This window comes from Neptunicella plasticusilytica (genome assembly GCF_047922965.1).
In the GTDB taxonomy this organism is placed as follows: domain Bacteria; phylum Pseudomonadota; class Gammaproteobacteria; order Enterobacterales; family Alteromonadaceae; genus Neptunicella; species Neptunicella plasticusilytica.
Genome location: NZ_CP150481.1, coordinates 699,756 through 722,221, shown reverse-complemented (window position 1 = coordinate 722,221; position 22,466 = coordinate 699,756). Strand labels below are relative to the sequence as shown.

The 22,466-nt window shown below is 47.7% G+C and carries 14 protein-coding genes; 8 read left to right on the top strand and 6 right to left on the bottom strand.

The genetic code is table 11. From position 1 onward, the window contains the following. Nucleotides 1–327: 327 nt before the first annotated feature. Nucleotides 328–1,389: an LPS export ABC transporter permease LptG gene (gene lptG, locus V1467_RS03320; protein WP_416307384.1), complete on the bottom strand. Its 1,062-nt coding sequence runs from the start codon at nt 1,387–1,389 to the stop codon at nt 328–330. Then, nucleotides 1,386–2,492 (bottom strand): LPS export ABC transporter permease LptF, encoded by a 1,107-nt coding sequence (gene lptF / locus V1467_RS03315; protein WP_416307383.1) that lies wholly within the window; start codon nt 2,490–2,492, stop codon nt 1,386–1,388. Before lptF ends, lptG begins: the two co-directional genes overlap by 4 nt. Before the next feature lie 183 nt (nt 2,493–2,675). Between lptF and pepA the strand changes: the two genes are divergently transcribed. From pepA to glpK, 5 genes are all read left to right on the top strand, one after another. Beyond that, nucleotides 2,676–4,184, top strand: coding sequence for a leucyl aminopeptidase (gene pepA, locus V1467_RS03310; RefSeq protein ID WP_416307382.1), 1,509 nt, complete (start codon nt 2,676–2,678; stop codon nt 4,182–4,184). Further along, nucleotides 4,184–4,645 (top strand): DNA polymerase III subunit chi, encoded by a 462-nt coding sequence (locus V1467_RS03305; RefSeq protein WP_416307381.1) that lies wholly within the window; start codon nt 4,184–4,186, stop codon nt 4,643–4,645. The genes pepA and V1467_RS03305 overlap by 1 nt, the downstream gene beginning before the upstream one ends. Then, nucleotides 4,638–7,406, top strand: coding sequence for a valine--tRNA ligase (locus V1467_RS03300; RefSeq protein WP_416307380.1), 2,769 nt, complete (start codon nt 4,638–4,640; stop codon nt 7,404–7,406). The genes V1467_RS03305 and V1467_RS03300 overlap by 8 nt, the downstream gene beginning before the upstream one ends. Before the next feature lie 164 nt (nt 7,407–7,570). Further along, nucleotides 7,571–9,190 (top strand): glycerol-3-phosphate dehydrogenase/oxidase, encoded by a 1,620-nt coding sequence (locus tag V1467_RS03295; protein WP_416307379.1) that lies wholly within the window; start codon nt 7,571–7,573, stop codon nt 9,188–9,190. Further along, complete coding sequence (gene glpK / locus V1467_RS03290) at nt 9,187–10,671, top strand: glycerol kinase GlpK (RefSeq protein ID WP_416307378.1); 1,485 nt, start codon at nt 9,187–9,189, stop codon at nt 10,669–10,671. Before V1467_RS03295 ends, glpK begins: the two co-directional genes overlap by 4 nt. Nucleotides 10,672–11,037: 366 nt before the next feature. Here glpK and sugE read toward each other — a convergent pair whose 3' ends face one another. The 3 genes from sugE to V1467_RS03275 all read right to left on the bottom strand — a co-directional run bounded on the left by sugE (nt 11,038) and on the right by V1467_RS03275 (nt 16,168). Next, nucleotides 11,038–11,358 carry a quaternary ammonium compound efflux SMR transporter SugE gene (gene sugE / locus V1467_RS03285; RefSeq protein WP_416307377.1) on the bottom strand — a complete coding sequence of 107 codons (321 nt, stop codon included), beginning with the start codon at nt 11,356–11,358 and terminating at the stop codon, nt 11,038–11,040. 177 nt (nt 11,359–11,535) lie between these two features. Beyond that, nucleotides 11,536–12,954 carry a glycoside hydrolase family 28 protein gene (locus tag V1467_RS03280; RefSeq protein ID WP_416307376.1) on the bottom strand — a complete coding sequence of 473 codons (1,419 nt, stop codon included), beginning with the start codon at nt 12,952–12,954 and terminating at the stop codon, nt 11,536–11,538. Between the two features lie 124 nt (nt 12,955–13,078). Continuing rightward, the gene (locus tag V1467_RS03275; RefSeq protein ID WP_416307375.1) at nt 13,079–16,168 is read right to left on the bottom strand and encodes a TonB-dependent receptor domain-containing protein; all 3,090 of its coding nucleotides are present in this window, start codon (nt 16,166–16,168) and stop codon (nt 13,079–13,081) included. A 418-nt stretch (nt 16,169–16,586) separates the two neighbouring features. Between V1467_RS03275 and V1467_RS03270 the strand changes: the two genes are divergently transcribed. The 3 genes from V1467_RS03270 to V1467_RS03260 are packed head-to-tail and all read left to right on the top strand — an operon-like array spanning nt 16,587 to nt 21,601. After that, nucleotides 16,587–18,200: a glycoside hydrolase 43 family protein gene (locus V1467_RS03270; protein ID WP_416307374.1), complete on the top strand. Its 1,614-nt coding sequence runs from the start codon at nt 16,587–16,589 to the stop codon at nt 18,198–18,200. Between the two features lie 33 nt (nt 18,201–18,233). Then, nucleotides 18,234–20,378, top strand: coding sequence for a hypothetical protein (locus V1467_RS03265; RefSeq protein ID WP_416307373.1), 2,145 nt, complete (start codon nt 18,234–18,236; stop codon nt 20,376–20,378). 35 nt (nt 20,379–20,413) lie between these two features. Next, on the top strand, nt 20,414–21,601 hold the full coding sequence (locus V1467_RS03260; RefSeq protein ID WP_416307372.1) for an endo-1,4-beta-xylanase: 1,188 nt from the start codon (nt 20,414–20,416) through the stop codon (nt 21,599–21,601). A gap of 60 nt (nt 21,602–21,661) precedes the next feature. On the opposite strand, the gene V1467_RS03255 is transcribed toward V1467_RS03260, so the two are convergent. Further along, on the bottom strand, nt 21,662–22,384 hold the full coding sequence (locus V1467_RS03255; RefSeq protein WP_416307371.1) for a hypothetical protein: 723 nt from the start codon (nt 22,382–22,384) through the stop codon (nt 21,662–21,664). Nucleotides 22,385–22,466 lie beyond the last annotated feature (82 nt).

Below are 22,466 nucleotides of genomic sequence, written 5' to 3'. Positions count from 1 at the left end.
CGTTACCTATTGTCGTGTTAAAAAAACACTGCCAGCAAACTGCTCGCTGAATATTGCAAATTGCTCTTTTAGCTGTCGACCCACTACAGGAATATTCCTAAACTGCACCGGCCTACTTTAATCAACAAAGTGAACCTTTGACTAACTATTTGAATTATATGGATAATTATAAGATATAAATTTATAACAAATAAACTTACTTTTTATCTATGCGCTGCAAGACATGCGGATTACCTATTTGGCTGAAGCAAAACATATTTGCCAGGTACAGCAAACATGGCTGATTATGCGGCAGTAAATCCACCGCAATATAGAAGAGAAGATTAGCTAGCGTCTTATTTGATATACCGCAAAAGCGGCAAACACCAGGCTGGGAAGTGCGGCCCCGACAATAGGCGGGAACTGATAGACCATACTCAGAGGACCAAAGATCTCATTGGCGATAAAGAAACCGAAGCCGGTTAATACGCCCATAATTACTCGCGCCCCCATAGTAACACTGCGCAACGGGCCAAATATAAATGACAACGCCATCAATAACATCACCGCAATCGATAAGGGTTGCAAAATTTTGCGCCACAATGCCAGCTCATAACGGTTGGCATCCTGACTGTTGGCGTGCAGATAATTTACATAATCCTGTAACCCGCGAATCGACAAAGCTTCTGGCTTGATGGTCACCACACCCAATTTATCCGGCGTAAGCGAAGACTGCCAGCGGGTTTGTAACATATTGTCAGAGCGCACCTTATCATCACCAAAATAGGTAAATGACACATCCACCAAACGCCAGCTTGATCCCATAAAGTTAGCTTTACGAGCAAAGGTAATCTGTTCAAGATTAAGCGCCTTGTCGAATTGATATATATTCACATCGGCCAGTTCATCTTTGCTGATAACATCACCGATACTGACAAAATTATCCCCGTCTTTGGCCCATACCAGCTGGTCGCCGGAGAACAGACTACCTCCAGAAATAGCCTGGGTACGAATTTCCTTGGCTTTAGTCTCTGTCAACGGTGCTACCCATTCCCCTAAAGCCATTACAAATAGCACCATCAATAACGCCGTTTTCATCGCTGATACAATGATATTGCTGCGACTTAAACCTGCTGCCTGCATCACCACCAACTCACTGTTGCTGGCCAGAATACCCAACCCGATTAAACCACCCAATAATGTAGCCATCGGGAAAAACTGCTCAATTTCTCTGGGCATACTGAGCAACACATAAATTCCGGCTGCCATCATATCGTAGCTACCACGACCAATATGCTTGAGCTGATCGACAAATTTTAACAAGCTGCTTAGTCCAACCAGAATCAGCAAGCTAATTGAAGTGGTGCCAAGCAGGGTGCGAGCCAGATACAGATCGAGTAATTTGATCATGTTCTTAATCCCTTGAGCGAGGCACGCAGTTTCACGCCAAATGATCGACCCCGCACCAGCAATACCATACCGATAAACAACACCACCCCATGTACCCACCAGAGTCCGAGCGCGGGTGGAACCTTGCCGTCTTCAAGGACTTTACGACCGGCCATCAACAACAGGAAATAGCCCAGATAGAGCATCAATGCAGGAAACATTTTACCAAATCGGCCCTGTCTTGGGTCGACCGAACTCAGTGGCACGGCTATCAAAATCAAAAACGGGATCGACAGCGGAATGGCAATACGCCACTGCCATTCTGCGATAGCGTCAAGGGAATCATCTTCTAATAATTGATCGGTAGGATAAGCGGTAAGCTTACGGCGTTTTTGTTCCGCTTGTTGCTCGGCAATCTGTACCTGATACTGATCGAACTTCACTACCTGGTAATCGCGCTGACCCAAAATACCTTCGTACTGAATCCCCTTGCCCAATACCAGTTGCTGGGAACCATCCGCTTCCTCGTTTACATTACCCACTTTGGCATACACGATATGCACCGACTTATCATCGGTTTTGCTTTTATGCTGGGCAACAAATACCCCTTCAAGCTGGTTATTCTCACTGCCGATATCATGCACAAACATGACCGCTTTTTCATTGGCGGTTTCCTGAAAACGGCCCGGTATCAGTGTGGTCAAACCGGATTCGGCACCAGCCTGTTCTTCCAGCTGATATTCACGCTCAATCGCGGCAGGTGCCAGCCATAAGGTTAACAATGCGGTGATCAGTGCCATCAGTAATCCCAACGATAACATCACCCGGGTCACGTACCATTCGCTGATGCCACAGGCTCGCATGACTGCCATTTCGCTATCAACATAGAGGCGCCCATGGGCCAGCATAATGCCTAAAAACAGACTCAAGGGCAGGATCAACGCGGCCAGTACCGGAAGTTGCAAAGACAGAAATCCCATAATCAATCCGGCCGGGATATCGCCGTTGGTGGCGTCAGCCAGCACCCGAACAAATTTTTGGGTAATAAAGATCGCCATTAAAACCATAAATACCGCAATTTGCGATTTCATTGTTTCGGCCAGTAAATATCTAAATATCAGCAAATCGCAACCTAAGGAAAAGTGGGTTTTTTAGTGGCATGATGTGAAATTTTAAGTAAACTTAGTGTTTTCACAAGTTTAATTTTCTCGATGTGAACAAACAAGGTCAATTTGTTGACCTTTTTTTATCGGATAAACGCAAAATTACAGCTTTAACCAGCGAACTTCAAGGGGGCAGACAAAGCCATGGAATTCAGTGTCAAGAGTGGCAGTCCGGAAAAACAACGTAGCGCCTGTATTGTGGTCGGAGTTTTCGAGCCACGTCGATTAACGCCAGTTGCCGAACAGCTCGACGAAATCAGCGGCGGTTACATTAGTAATCTTATCCGCCGTGGTGATCTGGAAGGCAAAGCCGGACAAATGTTGTTGCTGCACCATCTACCTAATATTCTGAGCGAAAGAGTATTGCTGGTCGGGTGCGGCAAAGAACGGGAACTGGACGAACGTCAGTATAAGCAGATAGTCGCCAAAACCATCAGCAACCTGAATGAAACCGGCTCGATGGAAGCTGTTTGCTTCTTGACCGAACTGCATGTCAAGGGACGCGATACCTACTGGAAAGTACGCCAGGCAGTCGAAACCACTCAGGATTCCCTGTACAACTTTGACCAGCTGAAAAGCAAAAAGTCTGATCAGCGCCGTCCGCTGCGTAAACTGGTTTTCAACGTTCCTACCCGCCGTGAATTACCCTACGGCGAACGGGCTATCGAGCATGGTTTGGCCGTAGCCGCTGGGGTTAAAGCCTGTAAAGACGTGGCCAATATGCCACCCAATATCTGTAACCCCGCCTATTTGCTGCAACTGGCCAATGAGCTGGCCGAGCAGTACCAATCCATCTCGGTTGAATCCATTGGTGAAACCCAAATGGCCGAACTGGGCATGAATTCTTATCTGGCAGTGGGTCGTGGTTCAGATAATGAATCGATCATGTCGATTATTCATCACAAAGGCGGCAGTGCCAGTCAGGCCCCTATTGTATTGGTAGGTAAAGGACTGACCTTCGATTCCGGCGGTATTTCACTGAAGCCGGGCGAAGCCATGGATGAAATGAAATATGACATGGGTGGCGCGGCTGGCGTATTGGGTACCATGCATGCCATTGCCGCACTCAACTTACCCATTAACGTGATTGGCGTACTGGCCGGTTGCGAAAATATGCCGGATGCCAAGGCCTATCGTCCCGGCGATATTCTCACCACCATGTCCGGCCAAACCGTTGAAGTACTGAATACCGATGCCGAAGGTCGGCTGGTATTATGTGATGCCCTAACCTACGTCGAGCGCTTTAATCCCGACGCGGTCATTGATGTCGCCACCCTTACCGGTGCCTGCATTATTGCCTTGGGTAAGCATGCCAGCGGGTTAATGAGTACTCACAATCCGCTGGCGCATGAAATTATGAACGCCTCGGAGCAAAGCAGTGATAAAGCCTGGCGCTTGCCCTTGTGGGATGAATACCAGGATCAACTGGAAAGCCCTTTTGCTGATTTCACCAACTTGGGCGGACGTCCTGCTGGTACCATCACAGCGGCCTGCTTCCTGTCGCGCTTTACCAAGAAATATAATTGGGCACATTTGGATATTGCCGGCACGGCCTGGGTCAGTGGTGGCAAAAACAAGGGAGCAACCGGTCGTCCGGTCCCGATGTTAACCCAGTTCTTGATTAACCGCTCGGGCGTTCCTACGGAAGATTAGTGGCCAATATTTTATTTTACCTGCTTGAGCAGGAACAAACTGACGATCAGCCGGCGCATTTTGCGCTGGCTTGCCAATTGGCGACGGATTGTTTCAGACAACGTCAGCGCTGCGTGGTACTAGCCGAAAATCAGGCACAGGCCGAAGCCTTCGATGAACTGCTATGGCAGCGCCCCACCGACGCGTTTGTGCCGCATAACCTGAGTGGCGAAGGACCCAATGGCGGCGCACCGGTAGAGATTGTCTGGCAGTTGGATAACACCGGTAATCGCGCAGTGTTAATCAATTTGAGCAGCCAGATGCCAGCCCAGGCAGAACGTTTTCGCCAGATTTACGACTTTGTTCCTGCCGAAGACAATCTGAAACAACAAGCCCGAGAAAGATACAAACATTACCGTGCCGCAGGACACCAGCTAAGTACCGCCCCTGCTGCCCAAAAAGACGAGACACACAATGGATAAGACGTTTAATCCACAAAATATCGAACAAACCCGCTATCAGGACTGGGAACAAAAAGGCTACTTCAAGGCCAGTGGCAAAGGTGAACCTTATTGCATTCTGCTGCCTCCCCCCAATGTGACAGGTAGTTTGCATATGGGCCACGGTTTCCAGCAAACCATTATGGATACCCTGACTCGCTACCATCGCATGAAAGGTGACAACACCTTGTGGCAAGTTGGGACCGATCATGCCGGTATTGCCACGCAGATGGTGGTCGAACGTAAACTGAACGCCGAAGGCAAAACCCGCCACGATTTGGGACGCGATGCCTTTATCGATAAAATCTGGCAATGGAAAGAAGAATCCGGCGGCACCATCACCTCGCAAATGCGCCGTTTAGGCACCTCTCCTGACTGGGAACGCGAAGTCTTCACTATGGACGACAACCTGTCCGAGGCCGTACAGGAAGTGTTTATCCGCTTACACGAAGAAGGCCTGATTTATCGAGGTAAACGTCTGGTGAACTGGGATCCGGTTCTACACACTGCGGTGTCCGATCTGGAAGTGCTTAACGAGGAAGAAGACGGCCATATGTGGCATATGCGCTACCCGCTGGCCGATGGCAGCGGTGAGCTGGTTGTCGCCACCACTCGCCCGGAAACCATGCTGGGCGATACCGCCGTTGCGGTTCACCCCGATGATGAACGTTATCAAAGCTTTATCGGCAAACAGATTAAGCTGCCTCTCACCGGCCGCTTGATACCGATTATTGCCGACGACTATGTGGAACAGGATTTTGGTACCGGTTGCGTCAAAATCACCCCAGCCCATGATTTTAACGATTATGACATGGGTAAACGCCATAACCTGCCGATGGTCAACATCTTCACCAAGGATGCCAAAATCAATGACGAGGCGCCTGAAGCCTACCGTGGTTTGGACCGCTTTGATGCACGTAAGAAAATTGTCGAGGATCTGCAAGCCGCCGGCTTGCTGGTTAAAATTGATGCGCACAAACTTAAAGTGCCACGTGGCGATCGCACCGGCGCTGTCATCGAGCCTTATCTGACCAATCAATGGTATGTAGCGGTAGAATCTCTGGCCAAGCCGGCGATTGAAGCGGTAGAAAGCGGTGAAATCAAATTTGTACCGGAAAACTGGAACAAAACCTACTACCAGTGGATGCATAACATTCAGGACTGGTGCATTTCCCGGCAACTCTGGTGGGGACACCGTATTCCGGCCTGGTTTGATCAGGACGAGAATATTTATGTAGGACGCGATGAAGTCGAAATTCGCGCCAAGCATAAACTGGATGATTCAGTCGTATTACGTCAGGATGAAGACGTTCTGGATACATGGTTCTCCTCTGCCTTGTGGCCTTTTGCCACCATGGGCTGGCCAAAACAGACGCCTGAGCTGGATACTTTTGTCCCCTCGTCGGTCTTGGTCACAGGCTTTGACATCATCTTCTTCTGGGTAGCCAGAATGATTATGATGACCAAGAAGTTCACCGGTAAAATTCCGTTTAAGGAAATTTATATCACCGGCCTTATCCGTGACGAACAGGGCAATAAAATGTCCAAGTCCAAAGGTAATGTACTGGACCCGATTGACCTGATTGACGGTATCGGGCTAGATGCCCTGCTGGAAAAACGCACCGCTGGCATGATGCAACCACAACTGGCTGAGAAAATAGCCAAACGCACCAAAGAGCAATTCCCGGAAGGTATTGCGGCTTACGGTACTGATGCGCTGCGCTTTACTTTTACCGCAATGGCCTCCACCAGTCGGGATATCAACTTTGATATGGGCCGGGTCGAAGGTTACCGAAACTTCTGCAATAAATTGTGGAACGCCTCACGCTTTGTACTGATGAATACCGAAGAGCAGGATACCGGCAAAGACGGCGGCGAGTTGGAGCTCAGTCTGGCGGATCGCTGGATTTGGGCGCGCTTCCAGCAAACCCTAAGCGCGTTTGAAGCGGCCATCAAAGACTACCGTTTCGACATCGCCGCCCAGGCGGTGTATGAATTTACCTGGAACCAGTTCTGTGACTGGTATCTGGAATTATCCAAGCCAGTACTGAATTCAGATAGCAGCAGCGACGCGCAAAAACGCGGTACTCGCCATACTCTGGTGAACGTACTGGAGAGCCTGTTACGGTTAATGCACCCGGTTATGCCGTTTATTACCGAAGAAATTTGGCAGCGTGTCGCACCGCTGGCCGGTATTGATGGCGAGCAAACCATTATGCTGCAGTCCTTCCCTGCCCAGAACAATGCGTTACTGGACGAGCAGGTGGTGGCCGATATCGAATGGCTGAAGCAAGTAATTGTCGGCGTGCGTAATATTCGCGGCGAAATGGATATTGCGCCGAGTAAACCATTGTCAGTATTGCTTAAAAATGCCGGAGATGAAGATTTACGTCGTTTAAAAATCACCGATGTATTCCTGTCCCGTCTGGCGCGGCTGGAGAATATCGAGTTGTTGCCTGCCGGTGAAAAAGGCCCAGCGTCCGCCACTGCCATTGTCGGTGAGATGGAGGTGATGATCCCCATGGCTGGTCTTATCGACAAAGATGCCGAACTGGCACGGATCACTAAAGCACTGGAGAAAATCCAGGCCGATTTTGGTCGTACACAAGGCAAACTCAGTAACGAGAAATTTGTTAGCAAAGCGCCCGAGGCAGTGATCGCCAAAGAACGCGCCAAGCTGGATGAATTCCAGTTACAGATCGATAAACTGAATGAGCAAAAACAGACGATTGAGAATCTTTAAATGCAGATAACATAAACCTGTTATCTGCAGGGAATGAGAATCTTAACAAAGCCGTGACGGTTAATTCAGTCGCGGCTTTTTTATTTGTGGTTTCTTATTCAAGCGATTCCCTTATATTGTATAAAGATGATAGACATCACTATCGGTGAGCAGCCAGTTTTGCCATGACAACCTTACGACAAAGTAATATCGATAAATTTGAACAAGGCATTTACGACGTCTTGATCGTCGGTGCTGGTATCAACGGTGCGGTATCGGCAGCAGCATTAGCGGCCAAAGGAGCTAAAGTGGCACTGATTGATCAGGGAGACTTTGCCGGTTCGACGAGCTCCAACTCATCCAATCTGGCCTGGGGCGGGATAAAATACCTGGAAAGCTTTGAATACAATCTGGTATACAAATTATGTAAGAGCCGCAATCATCTAATGCGCAATTACCCTTCCACGGTAAAAGAAATCCGCTTTTTGACCAGTATCCAAAAAGGTTTTCGCTTTCCGCCCTGGCTAATTTTTATCGGTACCATTATCTACTGGATCATGGGAGGCTTTTTTACCCGCATGCCTCGATATTTATCAAAAAAGGCAATTAAACAGCAGGCATCGGTGGTCAATATCGATAACGTCAGCGGCGGCTTTGAATATTCAGACAGTTACCTGTATGACAATGACGCCCGCTTCGTTTTCAACTTTATTAGATCCAGCATGAGCTATGGCTGTATTGCTGCCAATTATATCGAGCTGGTTAAATCTGAGCAGCAAGATGGTAATTGGGTAAGCCAACTTCATGATCGCATCAGTGGCAAACCGTACCGGCTTCGCAGTAAGACGTTAATTAATGCCAGCGGCCCTTATGTGGATAAGGTGAATCAGATTAATCAGCAACCCACCTTGCATCGCCATGTGTTCTCCAAAGGCATACACCTGATTGTTAACCGGATCACCGAACTTAACAAAGTACTGACTTTTTTTGCCGACGATGGCAGGCTGTTTTTTATTATCCCCATGGGTCCCAAAACTTGTATTGGCACCACCGATACACAAGTAGAACAACCCGGTGCAAAGGTAACAGCACAAGATCGGGCTTTTGTATTAGGCAACGTTAATAAGCTACTCGACCTAGCCCGGCCATTGACGGAACAAGATATTATTGCCGAACGCTGCGGTGTGAGGCCCTTAGCAATTAACAGCACCGATCACACTGGCGATTGGCTGCAACTATCTCGTAAACATGCGATTGATATGGATAGAACACACGGTTATCTGTCCATTTTTGGCGGCAAGCTTACCGATTGTATTAATGTGGGCAATGAAGTCACTAAGCTGATTCGGCAATGCGGTATCAACTTACCCTATCCTGAATATAAGTGGTATGGCGAACCCGATGATTCAGTTAAAAACGAGTTTTATCACCGGGCTAAGTTAATGGGATTGGATGATCTGACTCCCAACATCTCAACTGAACCGTTAAGCCAACGCTTTTGGCGTCGTTATGGGCGTAACGCAATCAATATGCTGGAGCAAATTCGTGAAAACCCGGCTATGGCAGAGTTACTGATTAAAAAAGCTGAATATTTACGAGTTGAAGTAGAACATGCCGCCAAGCGTGAAATGGTCACCAAATTAGACGATTTTCTGCGCCGTCGCTCAAAAATATCATTGGTGGTACCGCATCAGGATTTGATCAGTGCGCCAGGATTGGCCGAAGCCTGCAAGATCCTGTTTGCTGATCAGTGGCAGAGCAAGTTACAGGAATATATTGATGACCATCAGGAAACAGCGTTATGACGGCAAAATACATTCTGGCTATCGATCAAGGCACCACTAGCTCACGAGCCATCTTATTTAACCAACAGGGACAAGTAACCAGCGTTGCCCAACAAGAGTTTACTCAACATTATCCACACAATGGTTGGGTAGAACATGAGCCTGACGATATTTTGTCGTCGGTTTTAACCACCTGCCGAAAGGTGCTGGATGAACAGCAGATTGACGCAGATCAGATTTGCGCCATTGGCATCACCAACCAGCGCGAGACCACATTGGTGTGGGACAAGCAAACCGGCAAGCCAATATATCGCGCTATCGTCTGGCAAGATCGTCGCACTGCGGATTACTGTAAAAAACTGGCTACGCCTGCAATCGAAAAAATGTTACAGGCCAAAACCGGCTTGTTACTCGATCCGTATTTTTCAGCCACTAAAATCCGCTGGATACTCGACAACGTGCCTAACGCAAGGCAACAAGCCCAGGCTGGACAACTGCTTTTTGGCACCGTGGATAGTTACCTGATTTGGCAGTTAACCGGCGGCAAACAGCACTGTACCGACGCCACTAATGCTTCACGTACCCTGTTATTCGATATTCACCAACAAGCATGGGATGATGAATTGCTGGCGCTGTTTGATATTCCTGAAACTATGTTACCCGAAGTGATGGATAGCGCCGATGAGTTTGGCTTGACCGAAAAAGATCTACTGGGTGCGGCTATTCCAATCCTTGGCGTGGCAGGCGACCAGCAAGCGGCCCTATTCGGTCATGCCTGCTTTAATCCAGGTATGGCAAAAATTACCTATGGTACCGGTGGTTTTGTGATGCTTAACACCGGCGATAACGCATTGAAATCTGACAATCGCTTGTTAACCACCGTGGCGTATCGACTCAAAGGCAAAACCACTTATGCCATCGAAGGCAGTATTTTTATGGCCGGAGCGATCATCAAGTGGCTAGTAGAAAATATGCAACTTATCCCCAGTGCCAAACAAAGCGAAACAATGGCCAGACAAGTACCACCGGATCACGGGGTATATGTAGTCCCCTCTTTTACCGGTTTAGGTGCTCCGCACTGGGATCCTGATGCCCGGGGTGCCATATTGGGCTTAACCCGCGATAGTCAGCGCGAGCATATTGCCTCGGCAGCACTGCAATCAGTCGCCTACCAAACTAAAGATTTACAAAAAGCTATGCAACAGGATGGACTCAGTCCCAGCTCACTACGCGTAGATGGCGGTATGGTTAACAATGACTGGTTCCTCGAATTTTTGTCCAGCATGTTGAATTGTGCGGTTGAACGTCCGCAAATTACCGAAACCACCGCGTTAGGAGTCGCCAATTTAGCCGGAATCCAGGCAGGACTATTTGATATGCAGCAATTATCAAAGATGTGGCATTGCCAACAACGCTTTTCACCTGCGCTGGATGAACAACAGCGTAACCAATTATACAAAGGCTGGTTGCAGGCAGTACGTCGAGTTAAAAGTCAGGGTTAATTTATGAATAGCCGCGAATAGCAGGCGACGAGCTTCGAGCTAAAGAAAAAACAAAATTTACCACAGAAGCGCAGAGATCACAGAAGAAACAAGCTAAGGGTAGCGGGCTAAAAACTGAAAAACACCGTTCGCCCTGAGCATGAGGCACGAATAGTCGAAGGGCAATGCAATATATTCATCCCAGCGATTTTCCCACCGTCATCCCTGCGGTATTTTGGGCAGGGATCCATTCTTTAAGCTATCAATTTACCTGCCCCTGGACCCGACCGAAAAAACTGCCGGGATGGCAAACTTGGTGGGCTAAAGGCCTACCAAGCGATTTTTATTCACTTTCAGGTTGGTATTGGTGCTGTGAGAATCCGGCAACTAAACCGGAGTAGCTAACTTTAATCCCACCACACCGGCGATAATTAACAGTAAACTTAATAATCGCAATGTATTGGCGGGTTCGGCAAATAACACTATCCCTAATATAGCGGTTCCCACCATGCCAATACCGACCCAAACAGCGTAAGCAGTCCCTACCGGGAGTGACTTCATTGCCATACCCAGTAAGCCAAAGCTAATCAGCATTGCCAGCAACGTACCGACTGTTGGCCATAAACGGCTAAAACCCTCGGTATATTTCAGCCCTATGGCCCAGACAATCTCGAACAGACCCGCCAAAATCAAAATAAACCAGTTCATATTGACCTCTCCAGATTAACGGGGCCGTCCCCAATGAAAATAGAGAGGTGAGGTCGTCCCCACTTCTGATGTCGTTCGGCATCAATGATGCTGCGAATATTTTACTTTAATCAAAACTAAAAAAGTATCTAGCTTATCTTTGATATTCACTTCTGTTGGAAGTCACGATGAATGTTCTTACAGTTCGGTCACCGTTTCACCATTAACCCGGACATTGTTAAGTTCAAGACCTTGGGTATAAGTGATCACACTGTCTTTGCTCACACCGTTAAAACTGCAATCCTGCAAACGTATATTGCGCACCGGCGCATTGGCTAAACCTTGTGAATCCAGCACCTGTTTTGCCTGTTGCACATGCAGGCGCTCCACCAGCAAATTATTCAGCTCGGGCGTAAACGGGCCGTCCGCACCTTCTTCATAATTAAAATCACAGGTAATGGCGGCGTAGGTGACCTGCCCGACATTGACATCGCGTACGTAAATATCTTCAATCCGTCCACCGCGCATGGCGTTATTCTTGAAACGCAATGCATACCACAGATCCGGACTGTCCATTTGGCAGTGCTCTACAAACACGTTATACACACCGCCGGAAATTTCACTACCAATCACCACGCCACCGTGCCCCGCTTTCATTTGGCAGTGGCGAATAATAATGTTGCGCGATGGCACCGCGACACGACGACCATCGGCATTGCGCCCGGATTTAATTGCAATACAATCATCACCGGTATCAAAGCGGCAATGTTCAATCAACATACCGTCGACAGATTCGGGATTGCAGCCGTCATTATTCGGACCATGTCCTGAAACATCAACATCACGCACTATCACATTCTTGCATAGCACCGGATGAATATTCCAGAACGGCGAGTCCTGTATATGCAGTCCCTCAACCAGCACATTGTCGCACTGATAAAATTCCATCAGGCTGGGCCGCAAGTAATGTCCTTGACCAAATAATCGCTGCTCAACCGGCACGCCTGCCTCGGCCATCTGGAATAACAGGTTACGATCTTCGGTTTGTCTTGGCATGCCGGTTTGCCAGCCAAATTTGGGCGAACCACACCAGGACCACCAGTTTTGGTCGGCGGCCTGGCCATCTAATATACCTTTACCGGTAACCGCCACGTTTTGCGCATCTCGGGCATAAATTAACGGCGAATAGTTATAAACCTCCACGCCTTCATAACGGCTTAATACCAGCGGATAATCAGCCGGATCAGTACTGAATAAAATCACCGCGCCGGATTGAATGTGCAATTCGATATTAGAACGAAGATGAATCGCACCAGTCAGATAGCGTCCTTCCGGCACCACCACTGTGCCACCACCAGCGGCGTAACAGGCATCAATAGCCTTGGCAAACGCCTCCGTATTTTTTGTTTGACCATCGGCCATCGCTCCGTAATTCAGTACGTTAAACTGGTTATCAGGGATGTTCGGCGGTACCAATGAGTCTAGAATTCGACTAGCCTTCTGCCAGGCATCGGCGCTTTTTTCTGCACCTTGTCTGTTTTCCCACGGCATAACAGTGCAAGCGCTGGTCATCAGACTTAACCAGATAAAATTCCGGCGGGACAATTTAAAAGTCACACTATTTTCCTCTTAATTTGTTTTTTTTAATATATTGCCACTCTACAGAAATGAAAATCTGCTGACGACGCAATAAAAAAAGGTGCAGCCATAACAGCTACACCTTTTGATAGGTCAAACGCGATTAGAAATGCGTATTGATTCCAACAAACAATGTACGCCCCTGTACATCATAGGTTGACGGAATAGTATTGGCGCCGCCAAGCGTCAAACTGCCCATAATTGGCGGCTTTTTGTCAAACATATTGCGCACACCCACAGTAACGTTGGTATCTTCCGATAATTGATAGCCGCCAGTCAGGTCAAAATAGGCATAGGAATCAATAGTCGGATGAACATAGGAATCAGGCGATGGCGCTGACTCACCTCTTGCTTTTGGTACCACAATATTATCGGTTGTCACTTCGCCCAGGTAGCGCATCCGCAATGACACTAACGCAGGTCCATTTTCCCACGTAATACGGGAGCTGCCTTTCCACTCTGGCAACGGTTGGCCACAGGTATTGCCAAAGGCACCAACACATTCGTTAGTGATATCGGGCAGTTCCTGAATCGGGGTTACGGTAAATTCATCCGTATAGGTCCAGGAGGTATTCAGGCTCCACTTGCTACCACCATCAAATAAACCCCAATCTACGTCAAAGGTATAGCTGGCGTTGATATCAATTCCCGAGGTTTTGATACCGCCTATATTGGCATTGGTGGTGTAAACGTATTTGGGTGCCGCGATTTGACCGGTACTGTCACGGTTAATGGCTTGACAATAAACGCTGTTAGCATCCTGAAGAGTGCTGTAGCACAAATCCAGAACGTTCTGCAATCCACCACCGCCTAACGGCGCTATGGCATCTTCCAGCTCGATATCAAAATAGTCTATCGCCAAGGCTAGACCCTTGATTTGACCCGGTTGAAAAATCACACCCAAAGTGGTGGTATCGGATTCTTCAGGGGTTAATTCAGGATTACCGCCCCGAATCTGAGTTAAGAAAGGTGAAGTTTGAACACCGACGGTAAACACCGCATTGGCCGGTACTCCAGTAGCAATACACAGGTCTCTAACCGTTTGAGTTTGCCCTGCCGCTGGTTGCCCTGCTGAACAGGGGTCAATAGCGGTCGGTCCATCAGAACCTTGTCCGCCAAACAGTTCACCAATATTCGGAGCACGAATAGCATGCTGGAACTGGCCACGGAAAGACAGATCCGAATTCACCGCCCATTCCAGACCGCTGGAGTAGGTCCATACACCATCATCGCTGCCGACATCGTAGTCGGAATAACGAAACGCGGCGTTCAGATTCAGACTCTCGATACCAGGTAATTCAGCCAGCAGCGGAATACGGAATTCGCCAAAGACTTCAGATACAGACTGGCTACCGCTGGTGGCTTTAGCCGAGTTCCATCCTGATACATCACCTGATGCAAGATAGGAATCAGGCGTATAGGAGCCAGAAGCATCACGCCATTCCAGACCAAAGGCAAAATCCACTGGCCCTGCTGGCATATCAAACGCGACACCGGTTAATGCTGCCACTACTACTTTTTGTTCAGCTTCAATTTTGGATACTGCACCAATAGATATGGCCTCTGCAGCCGCATCGCTGATATTGCCGTTACCAAAAAGGTTAAGCAGTGGCGCTTCACCATTTTGTGATAATAAAGATCGTTGTACAGCACTTCTGGATACTGAGCCTGTTTGCAGATCCGTTTCCGATGTTTTGGCATAACTGTAATAAATGTCATAGGACAAGTCATACAAGACATCGCTCGATACACTGGGCAATAAACCGTTAACACCAACTACAGTACGAAAAACATTATGGTCAGCTTCCGCATAGCGCCCGCCCAGGTCGTTAAAACGACGACCATAATTCAATAGTGCCAAACCATCATTAGCCACAGTTGTCATGGTCAAGTTACCCGGATTAACACTGGTTGTGCCGGTCTCACGGGCATCAAGCAAAGCCAGAATATTTCGCATCTCCTGGCTTAAATAAGGGTTATCAACATCAAACAAGAAGTTTTCGCCCACATTAGGTGGGGCAATTTGTACACTGGTGACATTGCCACTGTAATGTAATTCCATATAGGCTTGGGTATCGTCATTCAAATCATAGTTGGCGAAAACGTTACCCATCCAGCGTTCTTGTGGCGCAAGCACAAAAGAGTTGTCGTTAAAGTCAAAACGGTCATCAGGACTAATAAAAGGTCTTACCGCATTACCCTGTTTGTCAAAAATTGCGCCCAGTCCTGTCATATCCTGCAAACCTGCAGCAATCAGCGCAGCATCTAACTCGGGGTCAGACTGGGCCGAACCGACAGTCGGCAAGTTTCCAATCCGCCCGTTCGGTACACTGGATGAGCCGCCGGTTACAAAACCAAGGCGCCCTCCTGCGGCTTCACAACTTTGTCCACCTGTATCTAGCGGCGTGCCCGCATGGGTATTGCTCCATGAGTCTGCAGTCACGCAACCGTCAGACAGGCCCGGAAAAGCAATATCAGCAATTTGATTGGTGGTGAATCCTTTACGATTCAAATAACCTAACGACGCGGTAATATTGCCTTTACCGTTATCAAAATTACCACCAAAAGTAAGATCGACATTATAAGTTGGCGAGCTTGAAGGCTGGTCCCAGGAACTTTGTAAATTTAACTCAACACCTTCAAAGTCGTCCTTCATCACAAAGTTAACCACACCGGTAATGGCATCTGAACCGTAAACTGCGGAAGAACCGCCCGTTACAATTTCGGTACGCTGGATTAACGCCGCCGGGATCGTATTGATATCCGTCGTCATTGATGGCCCGGTAATCGCAAAGCGTCGACCATTAACCAATACCAGATTTCGCGTCGCACCAAAGTTACGCAGATTAAGCGTTGATACACCTATGGGTTGCCCGGCTTGCACCGTATTTGATTTAGGTCCTTCTAGCTGGTTTCCTGAGAACTGTGGTGTATCGAGCAACAGTTCTTCAACATTCTGAGTGCCGGATAGTACAAACTCTTCCTCACCTACCACATTAACCGGAGTTGGCGAATCCATTCCTCTCGGTGCCAGACGTGTACCAGTTACCGCAATCTTTTCTACCGCATCATCTTGCGCATTGGGTTGCTGCTCCTGGGCCTGAGTCACACCAGGAATTAAGGCCATCCCGACCGCCATTGCGAGCATGGACAGGGTACAGGAATGAAATTTAGATATTTTATGTTGTTTCATTTGTTATGTTCTCCAAGTATCCACTGGGCGACTTCCCAAACACCCATAAGATTTAAATAAATGCTGTCGTGTTATCTTGTTGCTTTGCTCAACTACTATTGAATTGATGCAATCCAAAATAAATCACATTCAATCAAATTAGTTCACAAAAAATACACAATAAGACATTTTAGGTCAATACCAATCATCACATTTTATTAACGAAAATTTGACAGAAGATCAAACAATTGGCTATCCTGCCACCGGTAGCACGCTATATAGAGGTGATTTAGTTGAATTATCGCTGCTTAAAAACACGCAAACGTTAACGAGTCTCATGATTGATATTGCAACAAACACGCAACATTCTATGCTCAGGTCACTCAAAAACGCTCGCATTTTCATCAATGGTCTTGTATTAACTTGATATGAAAACACTATGGATAAAACAACTATGCAGATAAGACGCTATTTATGGCTTTGGTTATTGGCCGTTCCATTTCAGGGTGCCTTAGCCGGCACTTGGCAATCCGACCTTGAGAATGGTTACTATCAGAATCCGGTTTTATATGCAGATTATTCTGACCCGGACATGATCAGAGTGGGCGATGACTTTTATATGGTGTCCTCCAGTTTTAATGTGATGCCCGGCATTCCTGTTTTACATTCCAAAGATTTGGTTAACTGGACCATCATTGGCCACGTTTATAATAATCTTCCACTGGAAAAGTTCGACAAACCTTCCCATGGCAACGGTTCCTGGGCGCCCACTATTCGTTACCACAACGGGCAGTTTTATGTGTATTTCTGTACTCCACATAGCGGATTATTTGTTGCCACAGCCAAAGATCCGGCTGGCCCCTGGCAACTGGAACAAATGGCCAGTGTTGAGTTATGGGAAGATCCGACGCCGTTTTGGGATGATGACGGAAAAGCTTATTTGATCCGCGGCAAGGTGCGAGCAGACATTTTATATATCCACCAGATGAGTGCCGATGGTAAACGTCTGCTCGATGACGGTCAGGTTATATTCAAAGATCTCGACACTCAACCGGTGATTGAAGGCCCCAAAGTCCTTAAGAAAGACGGCTTCTACTATATTTTTGCTCCGGCCGGTGGGGTAAAAATCGGTTGGCAGGCGGTACTGCGCTCCAAAAATATTTATGGTCCTTACGAAAGTAAAACCATATTGCATAAAGGTAACACCGAAATTAACGGCCCCCATCAGGGCGGCGTTGTGCAGCTCAAATCCGGTGAATGGTGGTTTATGCATTTTCAGGATCGCGGTCTATTCGGGCGTATCCCGCATCTACAGCCCATGACTTGGCATGATGGCTGGCCACAAATGGGGAAGGATCAAAATAACGATGGTATTGGTGAGCCTGTGGCTAGATGGAAAAAGCCCGACGTAGGCAAAACCTATCCGGTCACTGTCCCGCAGACTTCGGACGAATTCAATCAGGATAAACTGGGCTTGCAATGGCAATGGCATGCCAATCCGCAACCAAACTGGTATTCACTCAATCAGGCCAATCCCGGTCATATCAGATTATACGCAGAACAGAACTTAACCCAATTTGGTAATTTGCGTTTTGTCGGTAATCAGCTGTTGCAGAAGTTTTCTTCACCCAGTTTTAGCGCCACCACCAAAATCAGCTTTGTCCCCAAACAGCTTAACGACAAAAGTGGCCTTGTAGTTAATGGTCAAAAATGGGGCTATATCGCCCTCTATCAAACTAACGACGGAGTGCGACTAGGCGCATTTAAAGGTCACTATGAACAGTATGACGATGCCACCGTTGAAATGGCATCGATTCCAGCCAAATTATCTGCCAACGGACAATATGATTACTATTTAAAAGTAAATGTTAAGGAGGGTGGCGAGTATCAATTTTACTATAGTCGCGATGGAGAAGATTTCACCCCATTAGGTGAACCGCTACAAGCCACTGCAGGTGTATGGATTGGTGCCAAAGTCGGGTTATTTGCACTAAGTCCCAGTATTAATAAAAGCGGCGGTTATGCCGATTTTGACTGGTTCAGAATGGACTAATAAGCAGATATTAATCAATAAACAGGAATAATAATGAAGTACCTTAAACAAGGCAGCTTAATCGTTGTGACGTCGCTAATCATTCTGTCGGGCTGCGGGAGCAGTAGCAAAGTCGATCATAAGATAGATCGACAAGCGCTGGTCAGCCGCCATAACCCGCATCTTGATGCTATTGATTGGCAATCACCCTTCACTGTGGGTAACGGTCAATTTGCTTTTACCGCCGATGTGACCGGCTTTCAGAGCTTAGCGACTAGCTATTTTAACCAGGGGACCCCGCTTGAAACCAAAGCCCGTTGGGCCTGGCACAGTCGGCCTAATCCACAAAACTACAGCTTGCAAGATGTCGCTAAAAGCTATGATGCTTACGGTCAAAAAGTCGATTTCCCCACCAATATGGACTCGGCTGCCGGACAATGGCTACGCCAAAATCCCCATGACTTGCCCTTAGCGCGTATCTCCCTTAACTATAAAGGAAGGCCAATACAAGTCGATCAGCTCACAGCGATTAATCAGTCGTTAGATCTGTGGCAAGGACGCTTAAACAGCCAGTATCAAATTGATTCCACGGCGGTCGAAGTAGAGACCATCGCCGCTAACCAATCCGATACACTGGCGTTTAAATTACAGTCGGATTTAATCGCCAAGCAACAACTGAGTATCAAGCTGGCTTTTCCGCGTGGCTATGATTTAGCGAAAAAAAACACGCCGGATCTGGATTGGCATGAGGATCAGCAACACACCACCCAACTCAAACAAAGTGATCACCATTCAGCCCTGTTCTACCGTCAGATCGACGATGAACAGCATTGGGTCAAACTACAATGGCAAGGCAAGGCCACACTCAGTCAATTGAAAGACCATCAATTCCAGTTGCAATTACTGCAAGGCGATTCGTCTGCTCAGGTGTTTGCCTTCACCGTGCAATTTAGCCAGTCCAAAGATGCACTGCCGGATAACAATAACTTTTCCCAAGTGGCGGATTCAGCCAAACAGGCTTGGCAAACATTCTGGAATAGTGGTGCTGCAATTGATTTTAGCGGTAGCACTGCGCCACAAGCCAATGAACTGGAACGGCGTATTGTACTCAGTCAATATTTAATGGCGATACAAGAACGTGCTGCTATTCCGGCCCAGGAAACCGGGCTGACCAGCAGCTCATGGTATGGAAAATTTCATACCGAAATGAGCTGGTGGCACAGCGCCCACTGGGCAATGTGGGGTCGTGCGCAACAAACACAAAAAGTACTCGACTGGTACGTCGCACACCTGGATATCGCCCAGAAAACAGCCCATCAGCGAGGTTTGCAAGGCGCACGCTGGTCAAAAATGGTCGGGCCCGATGGTCGTGAAAGCCCCGGCGGCAATCCGTTAATTATCTGGAACCAGCCACAACCGATTGATTTAGCTGAACTGGTTTATCAAAGCCAACCCAATTCAACTATTTTGCAGCGATATGCACAACTGGTCGATCAAACCGCTCAGGGATTGTCATCCATGTTGATGTGGGAACAGGAAAAACAGCGTTATTCACTCAATCCGCCTATCTGGATTGCACAAGAACATTACGATGTCACCGAATCCAAAAACCCGTCGTTTGAGTTGGCTTACTGGCGTACTGCGTTATTAACAGCACAACAATGGCGACAACGCCAAGGACTCCAGCCTAACCCATTATGGCAAAAGCAAATCGACAAACTGGCCGAGTTACCACAAAAAGACGACAAATATGTTGCCATAGAAACCATTCCGGATACCTTTGACAATATCGATAGCCGTAACGATCACCCGGCAATGATCGCCACCTGGGGATTGCTGGCCGACGAGCGGGTTAATCTCAAAACCATGCGCAATACACTTGACGCCGTTATGCACAGCTGGGATTTCGAAACACGGATCTGGGGTTGGGATTATCCGATGATTGCCATGACCGCCAACAAGCTGGGGCAACCGCAAACTGCCGTCGACGCCCTTTTGATGGACGCCCATAACAATCATTATGCGGTTAACGGTCATTGCCCGCAGAAAAAAGTCGGGTTGCCGGTTTATCTACCTGCCAACGGTGCCTTACTGGCAGCGGTGGCACGGATGGCGACCACCAATACCAAGCAGCCAACACTGGGATTTCCGGATAACGGCCAATGGCAAGTTAAGGCGGAAGGATTTCTGGCCCCATGATTTTTACCACGATCTCTTTAAAAACAGGAAATACAATGCGACATAGATTACTTACTCCGCTCATATGTGCGGTCGTGCTGACGACTATCGGCTGTAGTCCGGCCAATAATGACAGCCCAACCAATCCAGCCGCTGCGCTAGCGAATACCCAGCAAAAATTAACTCAGCCGGCAGGCCAACAAGGCTTAAGCGATAAATATGCCGATTACTTTTTAATTGGTGCGGCTGCCGATCAAGGCTCGTATATCACTCATGCAGAGTTGCTCAAAACCCACTTCAACAGTTTCACGACCGAAAATGAAATGAAGTTTGAATCCGTCGAGCCTACCCAAAATAACTTCAACTACGAGATTGCCGACAAGATGTTAGCCTTTGCCAAAAACAATAATATGGCGGTACGTGGGCACGCGCTGGTTTGGCATCGGCAAACTCCGGACTGGGTATTTTTTAATGATGAAGGCGAGCTTCGCAGCAAAGAGGATGTGTTAGCCATCATGAAGAACCATATCGACAATGTCGTCGGTCATTTTAAAGGTACAGTTGATTACTGGGATGTGGTCAATGAAGCGATTATGGATGACGGTAGTTTACGTACTGATAAAGAAGAAGCCGACGATCAAAAAAGTTACTGGTACGGCGCAGTGGGTAAAGACTATATTGCCGCGGCATTTCGTTATGCCCATGCCGCCGATCCGCAAGCCAAACTGTTTTATAACGACTACTACAATTACATTCCAGCCCGCCAGCAGGCTATTTATCAGCTAGTGAAAGAGTTACTGGATGACGGTGTCCCCGTTCACGGCGTAGGATTACAGGCACATATTAATACTATTCCCTCGTCCAATCCTGAGCATCAGTCTTACCACCAGAGTATCGACAATCTGGAAAAAGCCATCCAACTCTATGCCTCATTAGGGCTGGAGGTACAAATTACCGAACTGGACGTATCGCTGTATATTGGCGGGAACAAGTATCAGAAAAGTGATTTTTATACTGCCGATAGCATTCCTGCCGAACTGGATCAAAAACAGGCGCAACGCTACGCCGACTTGTTTGCCATGTTGCGTCGCAACCGCGAAGCCATTAGCAGTGTGACCTTCTGGGGCATTGCCGATGACAACACCTGGTTATCCGAATTCGATTCAGGACGAGCCGATTTTCCAATGTTGTTTGATGTCAATCATCAGCCCAAATCGGCATTTCACGCAGTGATGGATTTTTAGCTCTACCGTTATCCATGGGGCTTTAATTAGAGTCCCATGGAATACCCGCCAAAGCTTAACTTAGTCAGAATCGGGTAATACCACTTTGGCAACATTGTGAAACCGCCGCTGCCCGGTACCATCGCTGATCACATGTACAAAACTGGCGTTTTTCACTTCAATATCGCCACTACCATCTTCAATACTGGCGGGACCCGTCACGCTATCAACATAAATATCCCCGGAACTGTCCCTGAGCTGCAACTCTCCGGTTAGGGTGACAATTTCAATACCGCCAGAACTGTCCTGAACGTTAAGGTTACCGGTTAGGGTATTCACCACCAGATCACCCGAACTATCGGTAATATCAACATCTCCGCTGATGGTATACAACGCCAGATCACCCGAACTGTCATGCACATTCACATTGCCGCTGATCGTGCGTATACAGCTGTCACCGCTACCATCATAAACATCCAGCTGAATAGTTCTAGGCACAATAATTTCGATATCAATGCCCTGGTTGTAGTGATGTCGTTGCTCAGTCAGTTTGGCTATCAGCAGCGCCTTGTCGCCCTTGGCCGTGAGCGCTAGGCGATAATCCTCTGCATTGAGTTCATCAGGCAAAATGGCTTTTACCTGTATCTCCTCAACATCCTCACCATGAATATGCAACGCCCCGGCACCCGTCTCGGTTCGCAATTGCTTGATGTCGTTGGCATCCAGATTAAGGTGTTTTTCTGCAGCCAACACACTGGCCGGGGCTAACATCAATACAATGAGGGCAGAAAGAATGCGTTTCATAGGAATCCTTGTTTTCGTCAATGGCCATATTGGCAAATAGCTATGTCAGATAACTCTGTCGCAAACTGTTGTACAAAGGTTT